Raw genomic sequence first — 20,091 nt, 5'->3', positions numbered from 1 at the left:
ATATTTTAATAGGTTTGTAGAAGAATTGTTAAAATTTTATTATTATTTAACACATAAATAAGAATTTAATAAAATAACATTAACAAAATTAATTATTCTGTATTTTAAAAAAAACTCTAATTAAAACCCTGTCGTTTGGGTGTTTATAAAAAAAAGCGATACAATTAACTCAAATAATTACTAATTTAAAATTAACTAAAATGAAAAAAGGTTACTTAAGTAAACTCCTTATTTTTGGAGTTATGATGTTTTTTACTTTTCAAATTCATGCCCAAAAAAAAGCTGAATTAAGAGAGATTAGTGGAAAATACAATCAACAAAAACTTACTACTTTAAAAGATGGTTTTAAACAAAAAGCTTCCGTTGAAAAGCAAGAAGCTATTAAAATTGCTAAAGAAAAAGGATGGAAAATTAGATTTACAAATAAAAAAGGTGAATTATTAGAAATTCAAAGAGTTGTTAACGGTAAGCCAATATATTATACAACATTTAATGTTGCTGCAGCTAAATCTACAAGAACAAACCATTTAAATGCCGGCGGATCTTTAGGTTTAAATTTAATGGGACAGAATATGACAGCCCATGTTTGGGATGGTGGATTAGCAAGAGCATCTCATCAAGAATATGATGGTGCTGGAGGAACAAATAGATTTTCAATTGGAGATGGAACCACTGCGCTTCATTACCATTCTGCTCACGTAACAGGAACAATTATTGCTTCTGGAGTTGTTGCAAACGCAAAAGGTATGGCTCCTCATGCAAGTGCTGTTGGTTACGATTGGAATAATGATACTGCAGAAGCAACAAACGCAGCTGCTAACGGAATGTTAGTTTCTAATCATTCTTATGGTTTTGCTGCTAGAAACCAACAAGGACAACCTCAACTGCCAAATTATTATTTTGGAGGATATATTACAGATTCTAGAGATTGGGACAACATAATGTTTAATGCTCCTAATTATTTAATGGTTGTTGCTGCCGGAAATGATGGAAATGATAATTCAGCAAATGGATCTCCTTTAGCAGGTAACTCTTCTTATGATAAATTATCTGGTCATGCTACTGCAAAAAACGGAATGGTAGTTGCCAATGCAAATGATGCAAACATAGATGCAGCAGGAAATTTAATTTCTGTTACCATAAATTCTTCTAGTAGTGAAGGTCCTACTGATGATTACAGAATTAAACCAGACATTACTGGAAATGGAACAAGTGTTTACTCTACTTATGAATCTAGTAATACTGCATACAATAGTATAACAGGAACTTCTATGGCTTCGCCTAATGTTGCTGGTTCTTTATTAATTTTGCAACAACATGCTAACAATGTTAGAGGTTCTTTTATTAAAGCTTCAACTTTAAAAGGAATTGCTTTACATACTGCTGATGATGTTGGCGCTAATGGCCCTGATGCAATTTATGGTTGGGGATTAATGAACGCAAAAAGAGCTGCAGAAGCAATTACTGAAAATGGTAATGAATCTAAAGTTGAAGAATTGACTTTAACAAGTGGGCAAACATATCAAATTACAGTAGATTCTGATGGAGTTAACGATTTAATGGCTTCAATTTCTTGGACAGACAGAGCTGGAACAGCAACAACTGCAACAAATTCTAGTACTCCTGTTTTAGTAAACGATTTAGATATTAGAGTTTCTAAAAGTGGCACAACTTACACTCCTTGGAAATTAACTGGCGTTACAACCAATGGAAAAGGAGACAATAACGTAGATCCTTATGAAAGAGTTGATATTGCTAATGCATCTGGAACTTATACAATTACTGTAACACATAAAGGTTCATTAACTGGCGGAAGTCAAAATTATTCTTTAATCATAACTGGTTTATCTGGAACTCCTGTTGTATGTAATACAACAACTCCTTCTAATCTTACTATTGATGGATTTGGTTCTTCTACAGCTACCATTTCTTGGGATGCAGTTTCTGGTACTTCTTACGATTTTAGATACCGTCAAACAGGAACTTCAACTTGGACAACTTCTGCTATTGCAGGAACTTCAACTTCATTGTCAGGATTATCTCCTGAAACTTCTTATCAAGTTCAAGTAAGAAGTAAATGTCCAGATAACTCTACATCTTCTTACTCTAGCTCTGTGAGTTTTACTACTACAGAAGTTCAACTTAACTATTGTGCTTCAAGTGGAAATAGTGTAGCAGACGAATATATTAGTAAAGTTGTTTTAGGAAGTATTAATAATACAACAGGCGCTTCATCTAGTGGATATGCAGACTACACATCTCAATCAACAAGTTTAACCAAAGGAGCATCTTCAACAATTACTATAACTCCTACTTGGACTGGTACTCTTTATAACGAAGGTTATGCAGTTTTTATTGATTATAATAAAGATGGAGATTTTGCAGATAGTGGAGAAACAGTTTGGACAAAAACGGCTTCTAAAACGACACCAGTAAGTGGCTCTTTTACAGTACCAACTTCTGCTATAACAGGAACTACAAGAATGCGTGTAGTTATGCAATACAATGCAGTTCCTTCTTCTTGTGGCTCATATAATTACGGAGAAACAGAAGATTACACTGTAAATATTTCTGGCGGAGCTGCAGATACAACTGCACCCGTAATTACTTTAACTGGAGCATCAACAATTAATTTAACACAAGGAAATTCTTACACTGAACAAGGTGCAACAGCAACTGATAATGTGGATGGAAACTTAACTTCTAGTATTGTTATTGGAGGAGATACTGTTAATACAAATGTTGTTGGAACTTACGTAGTTACTTATAATGTTAGTGATGCTGCTGGCAACTCTGCAACGCAAGTTACTAGAACTGTAAATGTGAATGCAGATACACAAGCACCAACTGCACCAACAAGTTTGTCTGTTTCAAACATAACTCAAACTACTGCAACATTATCATGGACAGCGTCTACAGATAACGTAGGAGTAACTACATACGAAGTATTTAATAACGGAACAAGTATTGGAACCGTAACAGGAACTTCTGCAAATATTACGGGTTTAACTGCAAGTACATCTTACACATATACTGTAACTGCTAAAGATGATGCAGGAAACGCTTCTGGATCTAGTAATAGTGTTTCTTTTACAACTTTAGGAACAGCTCTTACATATTGTACTTCTAAAGGAAATAGAGTAAGTTATGAGTGGATAGATTATGTAAGTTTTGGTGGAATGACAAATACAACTGCTGCAAATGCTGGGTATGGAGATTTCACATCAAAAGTAGCAACGGTATCTAGAGGTAGTGTAAATCAATTAGTAATAAGTGCTGGTTTTTCGAATACTGCATATACAGAACATTGGGCAATTTGGATAGATTATAATCAAAACGGAACTTTTGAAGAAAGTGAAAAAGTTGCTTCTGGTTCTTCTTCTAGTGCTGCAAATTTAACTGCAAATGTAACAATACCTTCTACAGCCAATACAGGTCAAACAAGAATGCGTGTTTCAATGAAATATAACAGCGCACAAACAGCTTGTGAAACTTTTGCTGATGGTGAAGTAGAAGATTATACTGTAAATATTACAAACTCAACTGCTAATTATACTACATTTAATAACGCAATTTCTGGAGATGAATTAGGTACTGAAAATAATGCTTTCGAATTTACAATGTATCCAAATCCAGTTAAGGGAAATTATTTAAACATTCACTTAAATGATTCAAGAGAAGTAAGCTTTGCAATTACAAACATGTTAGGACAAACTTTAACAACAGGTGTTTTAACAAGACAACCAATAGATATTAGTAAAATAAAAACTGGTATTTATATGTTAGAAATAACAGATGGACAAAAATCAATAGTTAAAAAGTTCATTAAAAAGTAAAATATAGTTATTTAACACTATTACAAAACCCCAAGTATAGCTTGGGGTTTTTAAATTAAACTCACTGTTTTCCGTGAGATAAATCACGGTTTTCCGTGAACAAAAAATTTCACTGTTTTCGGGGATTGACAAGTACATTTATTTGCAATATGTTTACAACATCAAAAGTTATTTAATTTAGCTTACCCCTAAAAAACCCTCCTTGTTAAATTAAATGATTACAAAAACCCAAGTTTACGCTTGGGTTTTTTGTTTCTTTGCAAAAAATATAACTTGTGAATTATTTATCAGTAGAAAATATCTCTAAAGCTTATGGAGAACGCATCTTATTTGAAGACATTTCCTTCGGAATTAATAAAGATCAAAAAGTTGCATTTGTAGCAAAAAATGGAAGTGGAAAAACTTCTATTCTTAATATTATAGCAGGTTTAGATGTACCAGATTCCGGGCAAGTTGTTTCCAGAAAAGGAATTTCTATTGCTTATTTGGCTCAAAAAGATGATATAAATCCAGATTTAACAATAGAGGAAACCATTTTTGCTACTGATAATAAAATACTATCTATTGTAAATCGATATGAAAAAGCTTTAAAAAATCTAGATGATACAGATGCGTATCAAGCTGCATTTGAACAAATGGAACAGTTTAATGCTTGGGATTTTGAAACACAATACAGGCAAATTTTATCAAAATTAAAGCTAGATGACTTAACTTTAAAAGTAGGTGCACTTTCTGGTGGACAAAGAAAACGTCTCTCTTTAGCTATTGTTTTAATTAATAAACCAGACCTATTAATTTTAGATGAACCAACAAATCACTTAGATTTAGAAATGATAGAATGGTTAGAAGCGTTTTTTGCAAAAGAAAAAATTACACTCTTTATGGTAACGCATGACCGTTACTTTTTAGAAAGAGTTTGTAACGAGATTTTAGAGTTAGATGAAGGTAAAATATACAAATACAAAGGAAATTATTCTTATTACCTTCAAAATAAAGAAGAACGTTTAGCATTAGAAGCAACCAATTTAGGCAAAGCTAAAAGTTTGTTTAAAAAAGAGCTAGAATGGATGCGAAAGCAGCCTAAAGCAAGAACAACAAAATCGAAATCTAGAACAGACGATTTTTATCAAATTAAAGAAAAAGCGCATCAACGTAGAAAAGATCATAAAGTTCAGTTAGAAATAAATATGGAGCGTTTAGGAAGTAAAATTCTAGAACTTCATAAAGTATCTAAATCTTTTGGTGATAAGAAAATTTTAGACAATTTCGACTATATTTTTAAACGTGGAGAACGTATAGGAATTATTGGTAAAAACGGAACTGGAAAATCTTCTTTTTTAAATATTATTACAGAAACTGCACCAGCAGATTCAGGAAAAGTAGTTTTAGGTGAAACTGTAAAGTATGGATATTATACGCAAGCAGGAATCAACATAAAAGAAGGTCAGAAAGTAATAGAAGTTGTTAAAGAATTTGGTGAATTTATTCCGTTAACAAAAGGAAGAAAAATATCTGCGTCTCAACTATTAGAACGTTTTCTATTTGATAAAAAGAAACAATACGATTTTGTTGAAAAACTCTCTGGAGGAGAACAAAAACGTCTGTATTTATGTGCTGTTTTAATTCAAAACCCTAACTTTTTAATTTTAGATGAACCTACAAACGATCTTGATGTAGTTACCCTAAATGTATTAGAAAGTTTCTTGCTAGATTATCCTGGAAATTTATTGGTTGTTTCTCATGACCGTTATTTTATGGATAAAATTGTAGATGCATTATTTGTTTTTAGAGGTGAAGGGGTTGTAGAGAATTTTCCTGGAAATTATTCAGATTTTAGAGCTTATGAAAGTTCAGCAGACAAAGATGAAGCAGAAATAAAGCCAACTGAAATAAAAACAGAAAAAAAAGTTGAAAAAAAGCAGACAAAAAATGCTTTAAGTTTTAATGAAAAAAGAGAATTTGGTACACTAGAGGTAGAAATTGAAAGACTTCAAAAAAGAAAAGCAACAATTGAAAAGCAGTTTTTAAATGTTGAAATTGCACCAGATGATATTGCAAAAAAATCTGAAGAATTACAAGAAATAATTAACACTATAGAACAGAAAGAAGAGCGTTGGTTAGAACTTTCTATGAAACAAGAAGATTAATTTATACTTAAAATATCTTTTTCTTCTATTAAGTTTTCATTGTTAAAACGAAGTAAAATTTGTGCAACTGCAATCGTATCTTTTTCACAATATGCAACGATTCTTTGTAGATTTTTTTCTTTGTAATAAACACTAGCAACCTCACTACCATCAATATCGTCTTTTGGAGAAGGAATTCCTAAAATTGAAGTTAATAATTTTAATGAAGTATAATGTTTGTAATCGCCAAATTTCCACATTTCTAAAGTGTCTAGATGTGGAACTTCCCATGGTTTTTTACCGAATAAATTTAGTTTTTTAGGGAGCTCAATTTTGTTTACAATCATTCTTCTTGCAATGTAAGGAAAGTCAAATTCTTTTCCATTATGCGCGCATAAAACATTGTTTTTCTTTGCAAAATGCTTGTCTAATAAAACTTTAAAATTAATTAATAGTTGATGCTCGTCATCGCCATAAAAAGAAGTTAAACGCAATTGTTTATTGTGCTCTACATCAACAAAATAACCTACAGAAATACAGATAATTTTACCAAATTCTGCCCAAATACCTGCACGTTCATAAAAATCTTCGGCAGTAAATTCTTCTTTTCTTTGGTATTGTGTTTTTTTACTAAAAAGTTCTTGTGTTTCTTTAGAGAGAGAACTCCAATTTTCTTCTTGAGGAACAGTTTCAATATCTAAAAATAAGATATCATTTAATTTTACAGTAAGGTTCATAGCAATAAATTTTTCTTTTCACCTCTAAAGATAATAAAAATAAAAAAGCTCCGAATTTAATTCGGAGCTTTTAAAATAAGTAAGTAACTTAAATAGCTATAAATACTATTTAATTACTAATTTTTTTGTTGCTGTTTTACCATTTTCAGTAACTTTTAAAATATAAATTCCTGAATTAATACCAGCAATATCAACATTTTTAGTGTTTCCAGAAAAAGTAGAAGTAAACACTTTTTTACCTAAAACATTAAAAATAGCTACTTGTTTTACGTTTGTGCTATTACTAGAAATTGTAAATCTTTTATCTGTAATTGGGTTTGGGTATGTTGCAAAACCATCAATAGCATTTCTGTCTACAGAGGCAACAACATCTTTTGGCGTAACTTCTGCCCAAGAGTTAGAAATTCTTAAAGCATCAATTTGAACAAACGGTGTTTCTTGATCAGAATCTTGTCTTAAAACAAAAAGATTAATTGCAGATGGTGGGTTAGAATCTGTTGATGAAAGTGTCGCAGCTGGAATTGTACCTTCGAAAGAAGCAGCAGCTGGGTTAATCCATGTACTAACCATTGCATTATCCATGTCATAAGCCATTACAACAAAAATAACCTCATTTAACTCGTAAGTTCCAGAAGTAAAAGTTGGATTTGAACTTTCTGTACCATAACCAATATCAAAAGTCGTTTCACCAGTTCCTGTTCCTGGATTTGGTCTCACCCAAAATCTTGCATCATAACCACTTGTACTCCCTGCTAATGAAGCAATGTAACCACCATCAGTTAGATCTGGAGAAGCGTTTGTTTGAAAAGCTGTAACTTTTAATAAAAAAGAAGCATAAACTGTACCTGAACTTACATCTTTAAAAGAAGTGTATGTTTCTGAACCTGATTCATCAAACTCAAGTAAACGACCTGTAGAAGCCTTTAAACCGGTATAATCTAAATTACCAGTTGCAACTAACATATCATCACCAGAATTTAAAGTTGTCCAAGCTGGTTGAGCTCCTAAAATTGCTCCATCATCATAATCAAAATCTTCAATTACTGGAAACGCAATACAAGTAGGACTAGAAATATTTCTTGTTAAATCACAATTACTATTAGCAACATCTCCTTTAAGTGTAAAAACAACATCTGTACCTTCTGTAACACCAGTAATAGTTATAGTTCCAGAAGCATTTGTAGACGGATCATCTCCCCCAATAGTACCAGAATCTGCTGTTAACGTATAAGTTGAAGTATTTCCACCAGTAAATGGAATTGAAATATCATAAGTATCTACACCGGCAGTCTCAGTTACACATGTGCTTACATAATTATCTAAAACAATATCACAAGGAAAGTCTACAGAAAAAGAAATTATAGCTTCTACTTTAGGAGACAATGAAGCTCCACTGTTATCTACTAATTCTGCTGTTATAGTGTAAGATTTACCAGCTTCTACAGTTGCAGGTTCTGGAGTTGTAGTAAATATATTTTTGGTACCTGGAGCTTCTCCTGAAGCTTGAAGTGTTCCTTTAATATAACCATCTCCAGTGTTATCACTCAATTCTGAACCATTATCTCCAGAAAGAATAAAGTTTGAAACAGATAAAATAATTGGAACTTCTGTTGTTGATCCAGGAAACACTTGATTGTCTGAAGGATTAGTGATTGCAATTGTTGGATCAGAACTTGGAGCTGTCCAAGAAATATCATCTATAATAACTTGTTTAGACGTTGTATTTTTTATTTCAATAACAACGTTTCCTGTAACGTTAATTCCAGAAACAGTAAATACATGTTCATCAAAATCATCAAAAGGCACTGATGTTCCTCTAGAAACTCCATTAACAAAAAGTTCTACTTGTCTGTTTCCACCACCTGTAAAACCTTTATATAATTTAACAGAAAAGTCTCCAATTCCACCAGATATTGTACTAGAAGTAATTTTACTATCGTCAGAAACTCTTCTTAACATTAAAGCAGGTGCAGTAACTCCTGCTGTACCATCATCATCTCTAGAAGCCACATATGTCCAAGTAATTCCTCCCTCTCCAACAAAACTATCATCTGCATAAGCAGAAGTTGCGTTCGAATTTGTAAAAGGCTCTAAACCTTGTCCAAAAGTTATAGCACTAAAACAAAGGGTTAGTAATAAAGTAAAAAAGTAATTTTTTTTCATGTGATATTTGTTTAAAGTTTTTTGTTGTGTAAAGATATAAAATATTTACTTTCTTTAGTAGTACCCTATAGATTAATTAATAGTTAAATGTAGTTAACTATTTTTTAAACAAGCCTTTAACTGTTTTTAAATGTTATTTAAACGTTAACTTAAAGTTTTTAGATTAAATGATTGTTAAGTAGTTTTTATTGTAGCGTATTTATCATTATTTTTGATATTCATAGTTTTATAATTCTGTATATGAATAAAAGTGATATTAAAATTTTATTGGTCGATGACGAACCAGACATTATAGAAATAGTAGGGTATAACCTTAAAAGTGAAGGTTATCAAGTTTTTACAGCTACTAATGGATTAGAAGCTATTAAAGCCGCTAAAAAAAACCTACCGCATTTAATTTTACTAGATATAATGATGCCAGAAATGGACGGAATTGAAGCTTGTGAGAAAATTAGAAAAATAAAATCTTTAGAAAATGTAGTTATATCTTTTTTAACTGCAAGAGGAGAAGACTACTCTCAAGTAGCTGGTTTTGAAGCAGGTGCAGATGACTATATTACAAAACCAATTAAACCAAAAGTTTTAGTTAGTAAGGTAAAATCTTTATTAAGACGATTAAAAACAGAAGAACAAAGCGAAGAAACTTTTAAAGTTGGTGACATTGTTATAGACAGAGATGAGTATGTGGTTTATAAAGCTGGTACAAAAATTTCTTTACCTAGAAAAGAGTTCGAACTATTTTCTTTACTAACTTCTAAACCTGGTAAAGTTTTTAAAAGAGAAGTAATTTTAGACACTGTTTGGGGAAATGAAGTTGTTGTTGGTGGACGTACAATAGATGTACACATTAGAAAACTTCGTGAAAAAATTGGTGACGATCACTTTAAAACCGTTAAAGGCGTTGGTTATAAATTTGTATTAGAAGGAGCAGATAAATAAATTTGCTTGTATGAAATTTAAAAAAACATATTCTTACGCACTTTGGTCTGCAGTATATTTAACACTGCTTTCTGTTGCCATTTCTACAATTTCTTATTTTTTTATAGTAAAACATTTAGGAATTAGTACAGTTATTATTTCTATAATTGTGCTTTTTTTGATTTCTTTTTTTATTATTCAATATAGAGCAGAACACTTTATTTATAGAAGGTTAAAAAAAATATACGAAGAAGTTTCTATTTTAGATATAAACGACTTAAGACGAGATTCTGTTACAACAGACATAGAGAAACTCTCTAAAAGAATGGAAAAATATGTTGAGGGAAAACGTCTAGAAATTAAAAACCTAACAGAAAGAGATTCCTTTAGAAGAGATTTTTTAGGTAATGTTGCCCACGAGCTTAAAACGCCACTTTTTACAGTACAAGGCTATATTTTAACACTAATAGAAGGTGCTGCTAATGATAAAGAAATTCGTACAAAATATTTAGAAAGAGCCAATAAAGGAGTAGAAAGATTGGTTGCTGTTACCAAAGATTTAGACATGATTGCTAAATTAGAAACAGATGGTTTAAAAATAAATATTGAGGTTTTTAACATCCTAGAACTCATACAAAATGTTTTTGATTTGTTTGAAATGAAAGCAAAAAAGAGAAACATTATTTTAAAATTTGATAAAATATATGAATTTCCTGTTTTTGTAAATGGCGATATCGAAAAAATTGAACAAGTATTAATTAATTTAATTGTAAATTCTATTAAATACGGTAAACCTAATGGAACAACTATTGTTGGTGTAGATAATTACAACAAAAATAAATTTATAATTAAGGTTATTGACAATGGTGAAGGTGTTCAGCAAAAACATATACCACGTTTATTTGAGCGTTTTTACAGAGTAGACCAAAGTAGATCTCGAGAGCAAGGTGGTTCTGGACTTGGACTTTCTATAGTAAAACACATTGTAGAAGCACATGATGAATCTATTCTAATAAAAAGTGTTTACGGAAAAGGATCAGAGTTTTCTTTTACTATGGAAAAGGCTAAATAAACTAGCATTTAAAGTAGTTTCTTTCGTTTTTAAACCTTTATAATTTTCTAATTCTAATAACCTTTCTTTTCTAAATTCATCAATTTTACAAAAAGGAGCAACAATTTTTTCTTGTAAGTAATTGGCTAAATATTCTTGTTCTGGTTGATTTTCTGTAGGAATAAAAAACACCTTTTTCTCTAAAACAGCCAAATCCATAATGGAAGAATAACCAGATCTACAAACTAAAATTTTGCTAGAATTAATTAAATTATGAAGTTCTTCCGAAAGCAAATAATTATAAAAAACACACTTATTATTTGTCCATTTTTTTTGATTTCCCTCAACATTTCCTAAAACAAAAACAATGCTTCTTTTATCATTTTTAAACTCTGAAACTAGTTTTTTCTCTAAAAAAGTTCTGTTTGGTTCTGGGCCAGAAAGAATTATTAAGACATCTACCTTCTTCTCTAATTCTTTCTTTTTAAAACGACTTAAAACTCCAATAAACTTCTGATTTGAAACACTTTTAGATGTTGATAATTTTCCTGAAAATTCAGAGTTTTCATTATCAGGAATCCAACATTCATCAAACTTATTAATTATATTTTGATGTATTTTACTGCTAAAAAAAGAAGTGATTCCTGATAAAACCGTAGTTTGATGTGTGATATAAACTGATGGAACTATGTTACTTCTAACTCCAAAACGATTATCGGAAATAAGACCAGCTACATCCGTATTTTTATCAATAAAACGATTGATAATTTTTTGTTCTTGTTGAATTGATTTTAAAATTCTAGGGAAATTTAAAATCAATTTCAATTTTAAATTTTTTGAATATGAAATATCATAAGAAGGCAATTTTACAGTTTCTAAATGAGGAAATTCCTCTTGCAAAAATTGTAACGAATTTCCATCGGAAGCAATTACTGGTGTAAAATTATTTTCTAATAAAGACTTTATAATTGGCACACATCTAGTGGCATGACCTAAACCCCAGTTTAGTGGTGCAACAATTATTTTGTTTTTCATTTTAGACTAAATCAAACCCAATATCTTTTCTATAATTCATTTTATCGAAAGAAATTTTATCTATTGAAGCATACGATTTTTTTAAAGCCTCTTCAATAGTATCTCCAAAAGAAGTAACCGCCATTACTCTACCACCAGCAGAAACTACTTTACCATCTTTTGTGGTTGTTCCTGCATGAAAAACTGTAGATTCTGTAACATTTTCTAAACCAGTAATTTCTTTATTTTTCTCGTAACTTTCTGGATATCCGCCAGAAACCAACATTACAGTTGTTGCTGTTTTAGGCGTTACAGAAAATGATTTTGTATCTAAATTTTGATTTGCAACACCATCAAACAATTCAAATAAATCTGAATCTATTCTCGGTAAAACAACTTCTGTTTCTGGATCTCCCATTCTTACATTATATTCAACTACAGAAGGGTTTCCATTATCATTCATTAATCCAATAAAAATAAAACCTCTGTAATCTATTCCGTCTTTTTGTAAGCCAGAAATTGTTGGTTTTACAACTAGTTCTTCAACTTTATTTAAAAAAGCTTCATCTGCAAACGGAACAGGAGAAATTGCGCCCATTCCACCAGTATTTAAACCTGTATCTCCTTCACCAATTCTTTTGTAATCTTTTGCTGAAGGTAAAATTTTGTAGTTTTTACCATCTGTTAAAACAAAAACAGATAATTCTATTCCTTTTAAAAACTCTTCTATTACAACAGTTGATGATGCTTCTCCGAATTTTTGATTAGAAACCATTTCTTCTAACTCTTCTTTAGCTTCTTGTAAAGAATTTAAAATTAAAACTCCTTTTCCTGCTGCTAAACCATCTGCTTTTAATACAAAAGGTGGTTCTAGGGTTTCTAAAAAAGCAAATCCTTCTTCTAAATTAGCTTTTGTAAACGATTTATATTTTGCAGTTGGAACACCATGTTTTTGCATAAATTGTTTCGAAAAGTCTTTACTTCCTTCTAATAAAGCACCGTCTTTTTTGGGTCCAATAACTGGAATGTTTTTCAACTCGTTATCCACTAAAAAGAAATCATGAACTCCATTTACTAAAGGTGCTTCTGGCCCAACAACTACCATTTTTATGTCTTTTTCTAAAACTGTTTGTTTTACCGCTTTAAAATCTGTTGGGTCTATAAGTATGTTTGTTGCTATTTTGCTAGTTCCTGCATTACCTGGCGCAACAAAAAGCTGGTTAACTTTACTGCTTTCTGATAACTTTAATGTAAATGCGTGTTCTCTTCCTCCAGAACCTAAAATAAGAATATTCATGTTAGTTTAATGTTGTTGTTTGTTCTTGCAAATATATTTTAATTTCTTTGAAATTCTTGTTTCCAGAGAAAGTCATTTCCTTAAAAATAAAAGTTCTACGACTTCTTTTTAGTACTAAAACCCCACTTTAAAAAGTATTTTACTGCAGATGATGTATGTTTAAAAAACAATTTCACACTTTTAGAAGAACCTTGCTTTAGTACGTGTATTATTTCTACTTTTGGGTAGTACAGTTTTTTCTTTCCTAAAACATCTATTTTTTTACAAATATCTACATCTTCCATGTATAGAAAGTATCTTTCGTCAAAACCATTTAAGCTTACAAAATCTTCGGTTTTGTACAAGTGAAAACAACCAGTTATATAATCTGCAAAAAAAGGTTCATTTAGATTTTTATCTCTATAAGTTCCTTTAAAAATTACTCCTTTAAATATTGGTTTTAAGAAGGAAAATCTTCTTGCCAATAATTCTGCAGCAGATGGATATCTTCTACAAGAATATTGGTGTGATTTGTCTGGAAACAGCACTTTTGGAGCAATCATAGCTACATTACTATGGCTTTCTAGTTCTTGAATTAAACTATTAATAACACCTGTTTTAAAAGAAACATCTGGGTTTAATATAAGATGGAATTTAGAAAGTGTATTAACTGTATTAATAATTCTGTTATGTGCAGATCCAAAGCCAATATTTTCTTCTACAGCTACATATTCTATATCTTTATCTACAAATACGTACTCAAAAAATTTAGTGGGTGTATTGTCTATTAAAAAAAGTTTTTTGGCAAAAGGTATTTGCAAAAAAGAATCGATTGTTTTGTGCAAATCTGATAAGTCTTCCTTAAAAAGAACTATTGAACATGTTATTACTAATTTTTCTTTCATTTTGTATTAATATGCTTTTTCTTCTTTTACAAAAACATTAAAAACTGTTTGCACTATTATTTTTATATCTAAAAAAAACGACCAATTTTCTATGTAAAAAATGTCTAGTCTAACTCTATTTTCTATATCAGATTTCTTAATAACTTCTCCTCTATAACCACTTATTTGAGCAAGGCCAGTAATTCCTGGTTTTACAGAATTTCTTACCAAATAATTTTCTACTTCGTTTATATATTTTTTAGTTTGAATATTAATGTGCGGTCTTGGACCAACAGTACTCATATCTCCTTTTAACACATTAAAAAATTGTGGCAACTCATCTAAACTTGTTTTTCTTAAAAAACGCCCAACTTTTGTAACTCTTTTATCGTTTTTAGATGCCGAAATTTTATCTGCATCTGAATTTACTTTCATAGATCTTAATTTGTAACAGTAAAATTGTTCTCCATTTAACCCATCTCTTTTTTGCTTAAAAAATAACGGGCCTTTAGAATCTATTCGAATAATAATCCATACCAATGGTAACAACCAAGACAGAAGGAAAATACATATTAATGAAGAAAAAACTATATCAAAAATTCTTTTAAATATATGTGTTTCTATTTGCTCAAATGGTAATGGTTTTGGTTTTAAAATAGGTATAGTCCCAAAATATTCTAAAATAAAATCTTTACTATAAATTGCCTTATTCTCTGGTATAATTCTTAATTCTAAATTATGTTTTGTTACAAATTTTCTAATTTCTACTAATTGAGGTTGGCTAATAATTGAAGATTCGCAGTAAACCTCATCAATTTTATTTTCTAATATGTAATTAAATGCGGTATTAATACTACCTAAATATGTTTTTGATTTGTATGTTTTGTCTGAAAAAAAGCCAAAAAAACGATAGCCTAAATCATTTTTTTCATGAAATAATTTTTCTACATATTTAGCAACATTACTTTCACCAAAAAGAACAATATTTCTATAATTTTTTCCATCTGAACGATATTTTTTAAGAAGAAAAAAAGTAGAAAACTTAAAAAAGGTAATTGTTGTTAGTATTAAAACAAAGATTATAAATTGGTTTTCTACAACTTCACCTTCTTTAAAAATACTAAAGTAACTTAAGTACGCTAATGCAAAAACAAAGAATTGAGAAAATAAAAGTGTAATTAACCTAGTAATATGTGTATATCTATATACGTTGTAAAACTTTGTATAATAGGAAATAAACAACCAAAATAAAGTTGTATAACTTAAGAAAGTAAGGTTTAAGTACTCTTTATCAGAAATAAAATAAACAATAGCATTAATAGTTAATAAATCTATAAGAATTATTAATGGTCTTATTAAAAAAGATCTTTTCCTATTCAAAAGCTGTATTTTTTCTCTTATTAAATAATAGCAAAACTGTTATAAAGAAAACCATTCCTCTTTGTCTCCAAAAAAATGATTCTGTTATACAGACTACTAATATTAAAAAAATAAAGGTTAATAAAAAATAGTCTTTGTAAAAAATGGCTTGTTTACCAATAAAAAAGAAAATTAATAAAATTATTAGCAATCCAACACCACCTAATTCTGCCATAACTTGTATGTATTGGTTGTGATAATTGTAATTTAAAAAACCGGGATAAAAATTATACTCTTTATATTTCTCATTTAAACTTTGTTGAGAGTTATTTAAACCTTCTCCTAGAAAGTATTTTTTTTGTTCAGATAAAATTTCTGTAAATGCTTTTATTTGAAAAACTCTTAAACCAGTTCCTGTCCATAAATATACATGACCAAAATCTTTTTTATTTAATACTTCGCTTATTTTAGTTTTTTGTAATTCGGTTTTTATTCTATCTACATAATTAAATGATGCTATTAAAAAGAGCAAAATTATACTAACAGTTACAACTATTTGCTTCAATTTAATTTTTCTAAAATCAAATTTTTTAAAGAAAAATATTATTGATGATAGTAAAGTTATTGTAATAATAATTTTAGACGATAGCAAGACTAAAAACAAACTTAAAAAAATGAGGCAGAAAATGTCTAACTTCGATTTCACTTTTTTATTCAAAAAAAAAGCAATTCCAAAACTCATAAATACCGATAAGTAAATTGCATTCATATTACTTAAATTTCCGCTTAATTTATGATAAAAAAGATAACCTATATCTTTATTATTAACTGCTTTTACAAGACCTACAATTAAACTATAAGCTGCATAAACAACTAATGATTTTGAAAACACATTAAAAACTTTTTCTTTTTTTATGTTGAAATGGTTTTTAATTGAGAATGCTAAAGGTAGAATGAGAAATGATAAAAAACGACTTAAGCCTTCTTGAGTATTCTCTACATTATCTGTCCAAAATAGTGACAGTAAACATAAAATAAAAAATAAAAATAGTAAGATGCTTAAAATAGTAAGATCGCTTTTAACTCTTTTAAAAACAACAAAATAGATTGCTGTAAGAGAAAATAAAATTACGGCAATGCTATTAACTGCAAAACCTAAAGGAAGTGTAATTAAGAGTAAAGCTACTAAAGCTTCATAAATATTAAATTGTTTAATTTTTTGAAAGACACTCATGAAAGAAATTAAGATAACTACCGTTTATTTTATTAATGTCGTACTCATTATTAATTCTGTCATTATTATTTTCAATTTTATCACTTTCAAATTCTTTGTTTTTATTTTCTAAATAGAAACCTACATCTTTGTATGTGTAAAAATAATATGCGTTCTCTTTTAAAACTGCTTTATTAAAGATATTATTGTGGGCAATTATTAAGTTTCCAGAACCCATAGCTTCTAAAAGAGAAGGATTTGTGCCACCAACAGAATGACCGTGAAAATATAAATTACAAAAATTTCTTAAAGAGTTTAATTCGTTATGGTTATAAATACTTCCTAAAAAAATAATTTTACTAACGTCTTTATATTTTTCTTTAATTCTTTTTCCAAAACTATTTTTTGTGTAATCTCCTATTACTATAAAAGGTGTTTCTTTTTTACTATAAACTACACCATCTAAAATTGTTTCAATATTATTTTCCGGTTCAATTCTAGCAATTAACATATGGTATTGCAACTTTTTGAGATTAAATTTCTCTAAAACTGTTTCGTCTACGTTAGATACAATTTTGCTACCATAAGCAATGTATTTAGAATCTTTATTGTATTTATCGTCTATGTATTTCTTTATTCCAATAGAATCTGCAACAAGAAAATGACTATTCTTAACAGCTAAACTCTCTGCATATTTAAGAAATTTTCTTACAAAAAAAGTGTATTTACTTCTCTTCCATTCTAAACCATCCATATTTGTAATTATTAATGGTTTTTTAGGAAACAGAAACGACCAAATAGAACTACTTGTATAACCTAGTTGTAGAATTATATCTAAATTTCTTTTTTTTGAATCTAGAATACAATTCAAGTCATAAATAAATTGCCCAATTGTACCCATTTTTTTCTCTGGATCATTACAATGAACAATATTTACACCTTTAAATATTTTATCTTGATATGGATGATTAGATGAGTTATATACATAAACTTCACAATCATTTTTTACTAAATATGTTGCTAAATATTCTGCAAACTGCTCAAAACCTCCATAATGATTGGGAATTCCTCTAGTTCCTATTATCCCTATTCTCATTTTTCTCTTTTTGTGTATTTTTAGTATTAGATTTTAAAGCTACAAAAATACCTAATAACAACGTAGTTTCTTCTTGTACATTGTATAAACCTGTAATAATTAATGAAGATAATATTAAATATAATGCTGTTGCAGAAAGCAAATTTCCAAAATACTTTGTTTTTAAGTTTTCTGTTTTTCTATACGCTTGAAAATAAAGCTTAAATAAAAAAAACAAATATAAAAACAATCCTAAAACTCCTGTTTTAAATAAAATAAAAACATATCCATTATGTAGTATTGGTATATGTCTAATTTTTCCTTCTGAACTTATTGATGCTGAAAACTTTAAATCTATTAAGGCACCAAGTCCTTTACCGCTTATATAACTTATTGGAGATTCATTTAGACCTTGAAAAGCACAATAGGCTTCATAAGCTCTCCAATGATCCCAGAGATCTGCTTTATTATTTAAATTTAATTTAGGTGAAAAAACTTCCTCTGGTGCAATTTTCATTTTGTACAAAAAAGATTCTAGAGCATTACCTTGCCTGTCTAATTCTGTATTATATAAATAGGTGTATAACCCTCCCATTAATATTAAAAATATTAACCCATACTTTAAACCTTTTCTATTTAATTTTAAATAATTTAAGACACCTAGTACTAGAATAATTAGTCCAATGAGCATCGTTCTAGAAAAATATAGGATAAACGATATTGTTAATATTGTTAAAAAAAAAGTTCTTGTTCTTTTACTTATTAAAACTTTAAATGCAGGCGTTTTATTTCCTAAAATAATTAACGCAATTGAAAAAATCTCAATGATGTTAGAAAGTCCGTTTGTATTTCTAATTCTAGATACAGAAGCGTTTTTAAAGTCTGTATAAATTAAAGTGTGAAGAATATGTAAAATAGCATAACCTAAACCTAAATATATAATTATTTTAAAAATAACTTTCCAATCTTTAATTAATCTTGTTGCCGAATAACCAATTAAAATTAAGATTAAAGGTTTTGCAAAATAGATAAGATCTCTTGCAAAATTATATAATTTGGGGGCATTAAAAAAAGAAGAGAAAATTCCTATTAATATTATTAATATCAAAATTGAAAATAATTCAAAATCTTTTTTAAAAAACAGACCTTTATTTAAAATGATTAAAAAACCAGCTATGGCTCCAAGAAGAATAGTATTTATCTCTAAAGAAGTTACCTCTCTTTGAATTATAAGTGCTAGAATTAATAAAAACCCAGATATGATTTTAATGTTTACTTTCAAATTGATTTATATAATTGTGTAAAATTATCAACGTATTTTTTTAGAGAAAATTCATTTTTTGCTCTTTTTTCTCCTTCTAATCCATAAACACTCATTTGTTCTTTGTTGGAAATAAAAAATTCGATTGCTTTTTTTAATTCAGATTTATTGTTTGGTTCAAATAAAACACCCGATTTATTATTTACTATAATCTCTTTAAGACCACCATGATTAGAAGCTATAACAGGTTTTTTAGACAACATTCCTTCAATTGCAACAAGACCAAAAGGTTCTGGATCTGTGGTTGGCACTAAAAGTATATCTATACAATCGTAAAATTTCCAAAGGTCTTTTTGAAAATCTATAATTGTTATTTCATTTTCTAATTTTTGTGTCTTAATTTCATCATTTAATTCGTCTAATAAATGCTTTTGAGTCTTAATTGTAGAACCTATAAAAAGTAATTTAATATCATTGTAACCATCTTTTACAAGTTCTTCGAATACTTTTAAAGCTAATTTATGTCCTTTGTGATTATTAATTCTGCCAACAAGAGCAATAATTAGAGTTTCGCTTTTTATATCTTTAAAAAGTTTATTTCTTAATATATTTTGATCCGTTTTAGAGGATATTGGAGTATTTCTATCTAATCCATTATATATTATTGTTGACTTTTTTTTAAGTGTAGGTTTGTCTAAATATAAATGTTCTGCAGAGGCTTTAGAATTAAAAATTACAAAATCTGAAAATAAATTTACTAAAAAAGGATAAGCTTTAGCCACAATTTTTGGGTGCTGAATAATTTCATGAACATGCCAAATATGTTTTATTTTATACTTTTTACTAAAAAAAGCTCCAAGAAATACTGCCAAAGTATTTGAATGTACAATGTCTATTTTTCTCTTACCTAATTTGTTTTTTAAAGATCTTGTGGCTTTATATATTTGAAACGGAAGTTTAAAAATATCTAAACCTTTAAATAATTGACGAGATACTTTTATTACTGGCATAATAAAAAACTCGATATTTCTTTTTTCTAATTCAACTGTAAGCGGTCCTTCTTCTGGTAAAATAATAATAGGATTAAACGAGTCTTTAATAGATTCCACCAAATACAACAAAGTTTTATCAGAACCGTATAAATCTGCAGATTGATGAATAAAAAGAATATTCTTCAT

14 protein-coding genes are annotated in these 20,091 nt (G+C 28.9%); 4 read left to right on the top strand and 10 right to left on the bottom strand.

Annotated elements, in window-relative coordinates; translation table 11 throughout:
- Positions 1 to 200: 200 nt before the first annotated feature.
- Together H9W90_RS13520 and H9W90_RS13515 are read left to right on the top strand one after the other, a co-directional pair.
- A complete protein-coding gene (locus H9W90_RS13520; RefSeq protein ID WP_187482110.1) occupies positions 201 to 3,836 on the top strand; it encodes a GEVED domain-containing protein in 3,636 nt (1,211 codons plus the stop codon).
- A 275-nt stretch (positions 3,837 to 4,111) separates the two neighbouring features.
- Positions 4,112 to 5,983 (top strand): ABC-F family ATP-binding cassette domain-containing protein, encoded by a 1,872-nt coding sequence (locus tag H9W90_RS13515; RefSeq protein WP_187482109.1) that lies wholly within the window; start codon positions 4,112 to 4,114, stop codon positions 5,981 to 5,983.
- Here the strand turns inward: H9W90_RS13515 and H9W90_RS13510 are convergent.
- Both H9W90_RS13510 and H9W90_RS13505 read right to left on the bottom strand, forming a co-directional pair.
- Positions 5,980 to 6,699 (bottom strand): 3'-5' exonuclease, encoded by a 720-nt coding sequence (locus H9W90_RS13510; protein WP_187482108.1) that lies wholly within the window; start codon positions 6,697 to 6,699, stop codon positions 5,980 to 5,982. The genes H9W90_RS13515 and H9W90_RS13510 overlap by 4 nt on opposite strands.
- Positions 6,700 to 6,804: 105 nt before the next feature.
- The gene (locus H9W90_RS13505; RefSeq protein WP_187482107.1) at positions 6,805 to 8,862 is read right to left on the bottom strand and encodes a T9SS type A sorting domain-containing protein; all 2,058 of its coding nucleotides are present in this window, start codon (positions 8,860 to 8,862) and stop codon (positions 6,805 to 6,807) included.
- Between the two features lie 240 nt (positions 8,863 to 9,102).
- On the opposite strand from H9W90_RS13505, the gene H9W90_RS13500 reads away from it, so the two are divergent.
- The gene (locus H9W90_RS13500) at positions 9,103 to 9,801 is read left to right on the top strand and encodes a response regulator transcription factor (RefSeq protein WP_187482106.1); all 699 of its coding nucleotides are present in this window, start codon (positions 9,103 to 9,105) and stop codon (positions 9,799 to 9,801) included.
- A gap of 10 nt (positions 9,802 to 9,811) precedes the next feature.
- The gene (locus H9W90_RS13495; protein ID WP_187482105.1) at positions 9,812 to 10,852 is read left to right on the top strand and encodes a sensor histidine kinase; all 1,041 of its coding nucleotides are present in this window, start codon (positions 9,812 to 9,814) and stop codon (positions 10,850 to 10,852) included.
- Here the strand turns inward: H9W90_RS13495 and H9W90_RS13490 are convergent.
- The 8 genes from H9W90_RS13490 to H9W90_RS13455 all read right to left on the bottom strand — a co-directional run bounded on the left by H9W90_RS13490 (position 10,817) and on the right by H9W90_RS13455 (position 20,091).
- Entirely contained in the window at positions 10,817 to 11,866 is a 1,050-nt protein-coding gene (locus H9W90_RS13490) for a glycosyltransferase (RefSeq protein WP_187482104.1), read from the bottom strand. The genes H9W90_RS13495 and H9W90_RS13490 overlap by 36 nt on opposite strands.
- Before the next feature lies 1 nt (position 11,867).
- Positions 11,868 to 13,142, bottom strand: coding sequence for a phosphoribosylamine--glycine ligase (gene purD / locus H9W90_RS13485; protein WP_187482103.1), 1,275 nt, complete (start codon positions 13,140 to 13,142; stop codon positions 11,868 to 11,870).
- A gap of 95 nt (positions 13,143 to 13,237) precedes the next feature.
- The gene (locus H9W90_RS13480; protein WP_187482102.1) at positions 13,238 to 14,026 is read right to left on the bottom strand and encodes a glycosyltransferase family protein; all 789 of its coding nucleotides are present in this window, start codon (positions 14,024 to 14,026) and stop codon (positions 13,238 to 13,240) included.
- A 6-nt stretch (positions 14,027 to 14,032) separates the two neighbouring features.
- Complete coding sequence (locus tag H9W90_RS13475) at positions 14,033 to 15,385, bottom strand: undecaprenyl-phosphate glucose phosphotransferase (protein ID WP_187482101.1); 1,353 nt, start codon at positions 15,383 to 15,385, stop codon at positions 14,033 to 14,035.
- Complete coding sequence (locus H9W90_RS13470) at positions 15,378 to 16,598, bottom strand: O-antigen ligase family protein (RefSeq protein ID WP_187482100.1); 1,221 nt, start codon at positions 16,596 to 16,598, stop codon at positions 15,378 to 15,380. Before H9W90_RS13470 ends, H9W90_RS13475 begins: the two co-directional genes overlap by 8 nt.
- Positions 16,576 to 17,673, bottom strand: coding sequence for a DUF1972 domain-containing protein (locus H9W90_RS13465; RefSeq protein ID WP_187482099.1), 1,098 nt, complete (start codon positions 17,671 to 17,673; stop codon positions 16,576 to 16,578). The genes H9W90_RS13470 and H9W90_RS13465 overlap by 23 nt, the downstream gene beginning before the upstream one ends.
- The gene (locus H9W90_RS13460) at positions 17,648 to 18,934 is read right to left on the bottom strand and encodes an O-antigen ligase family protein (RefSeq protein WP_187482098.1); all 1,287 of its coding nucleotides are present in this window, start codon (positions 18,932 to 18,934) and stop codon (positions 17,648 to 17,650) included. The genes H9W90_RS13465 and H9W90_RS13460 overlap by 26 nt, the downstream gene beginning before the upstream one ends.
- Positions 18,931 to 20,091 (bottom strand): glycosyltransferase family 4 protein, encoded by a 1,161-nt coding sequence (locus H9W90_RS13455; RefSeq protein ID WP_187482097.1) that lies wholly within the window; start codon positions 20,089 to 20,091, stop codon positions 18,931 to 18,933. Before H9W90_RS13455 ends, H9W90_RS13460 begins: the two co-directional genes overlap by 4 nt.

This window comes from Polaribacter pectinis, assembly GCF_014352875.1.
Classification (GTDB): domain Bacteria; phylum Bacteroidota; class Bacteroidia; order Flavobacteriales; family Flavobacteriaceae; genus Polaribacter; species Polaribacter pectinis.
This window is presented reverse-complemented; position numbering and strand designations above follow the sequence as displayed.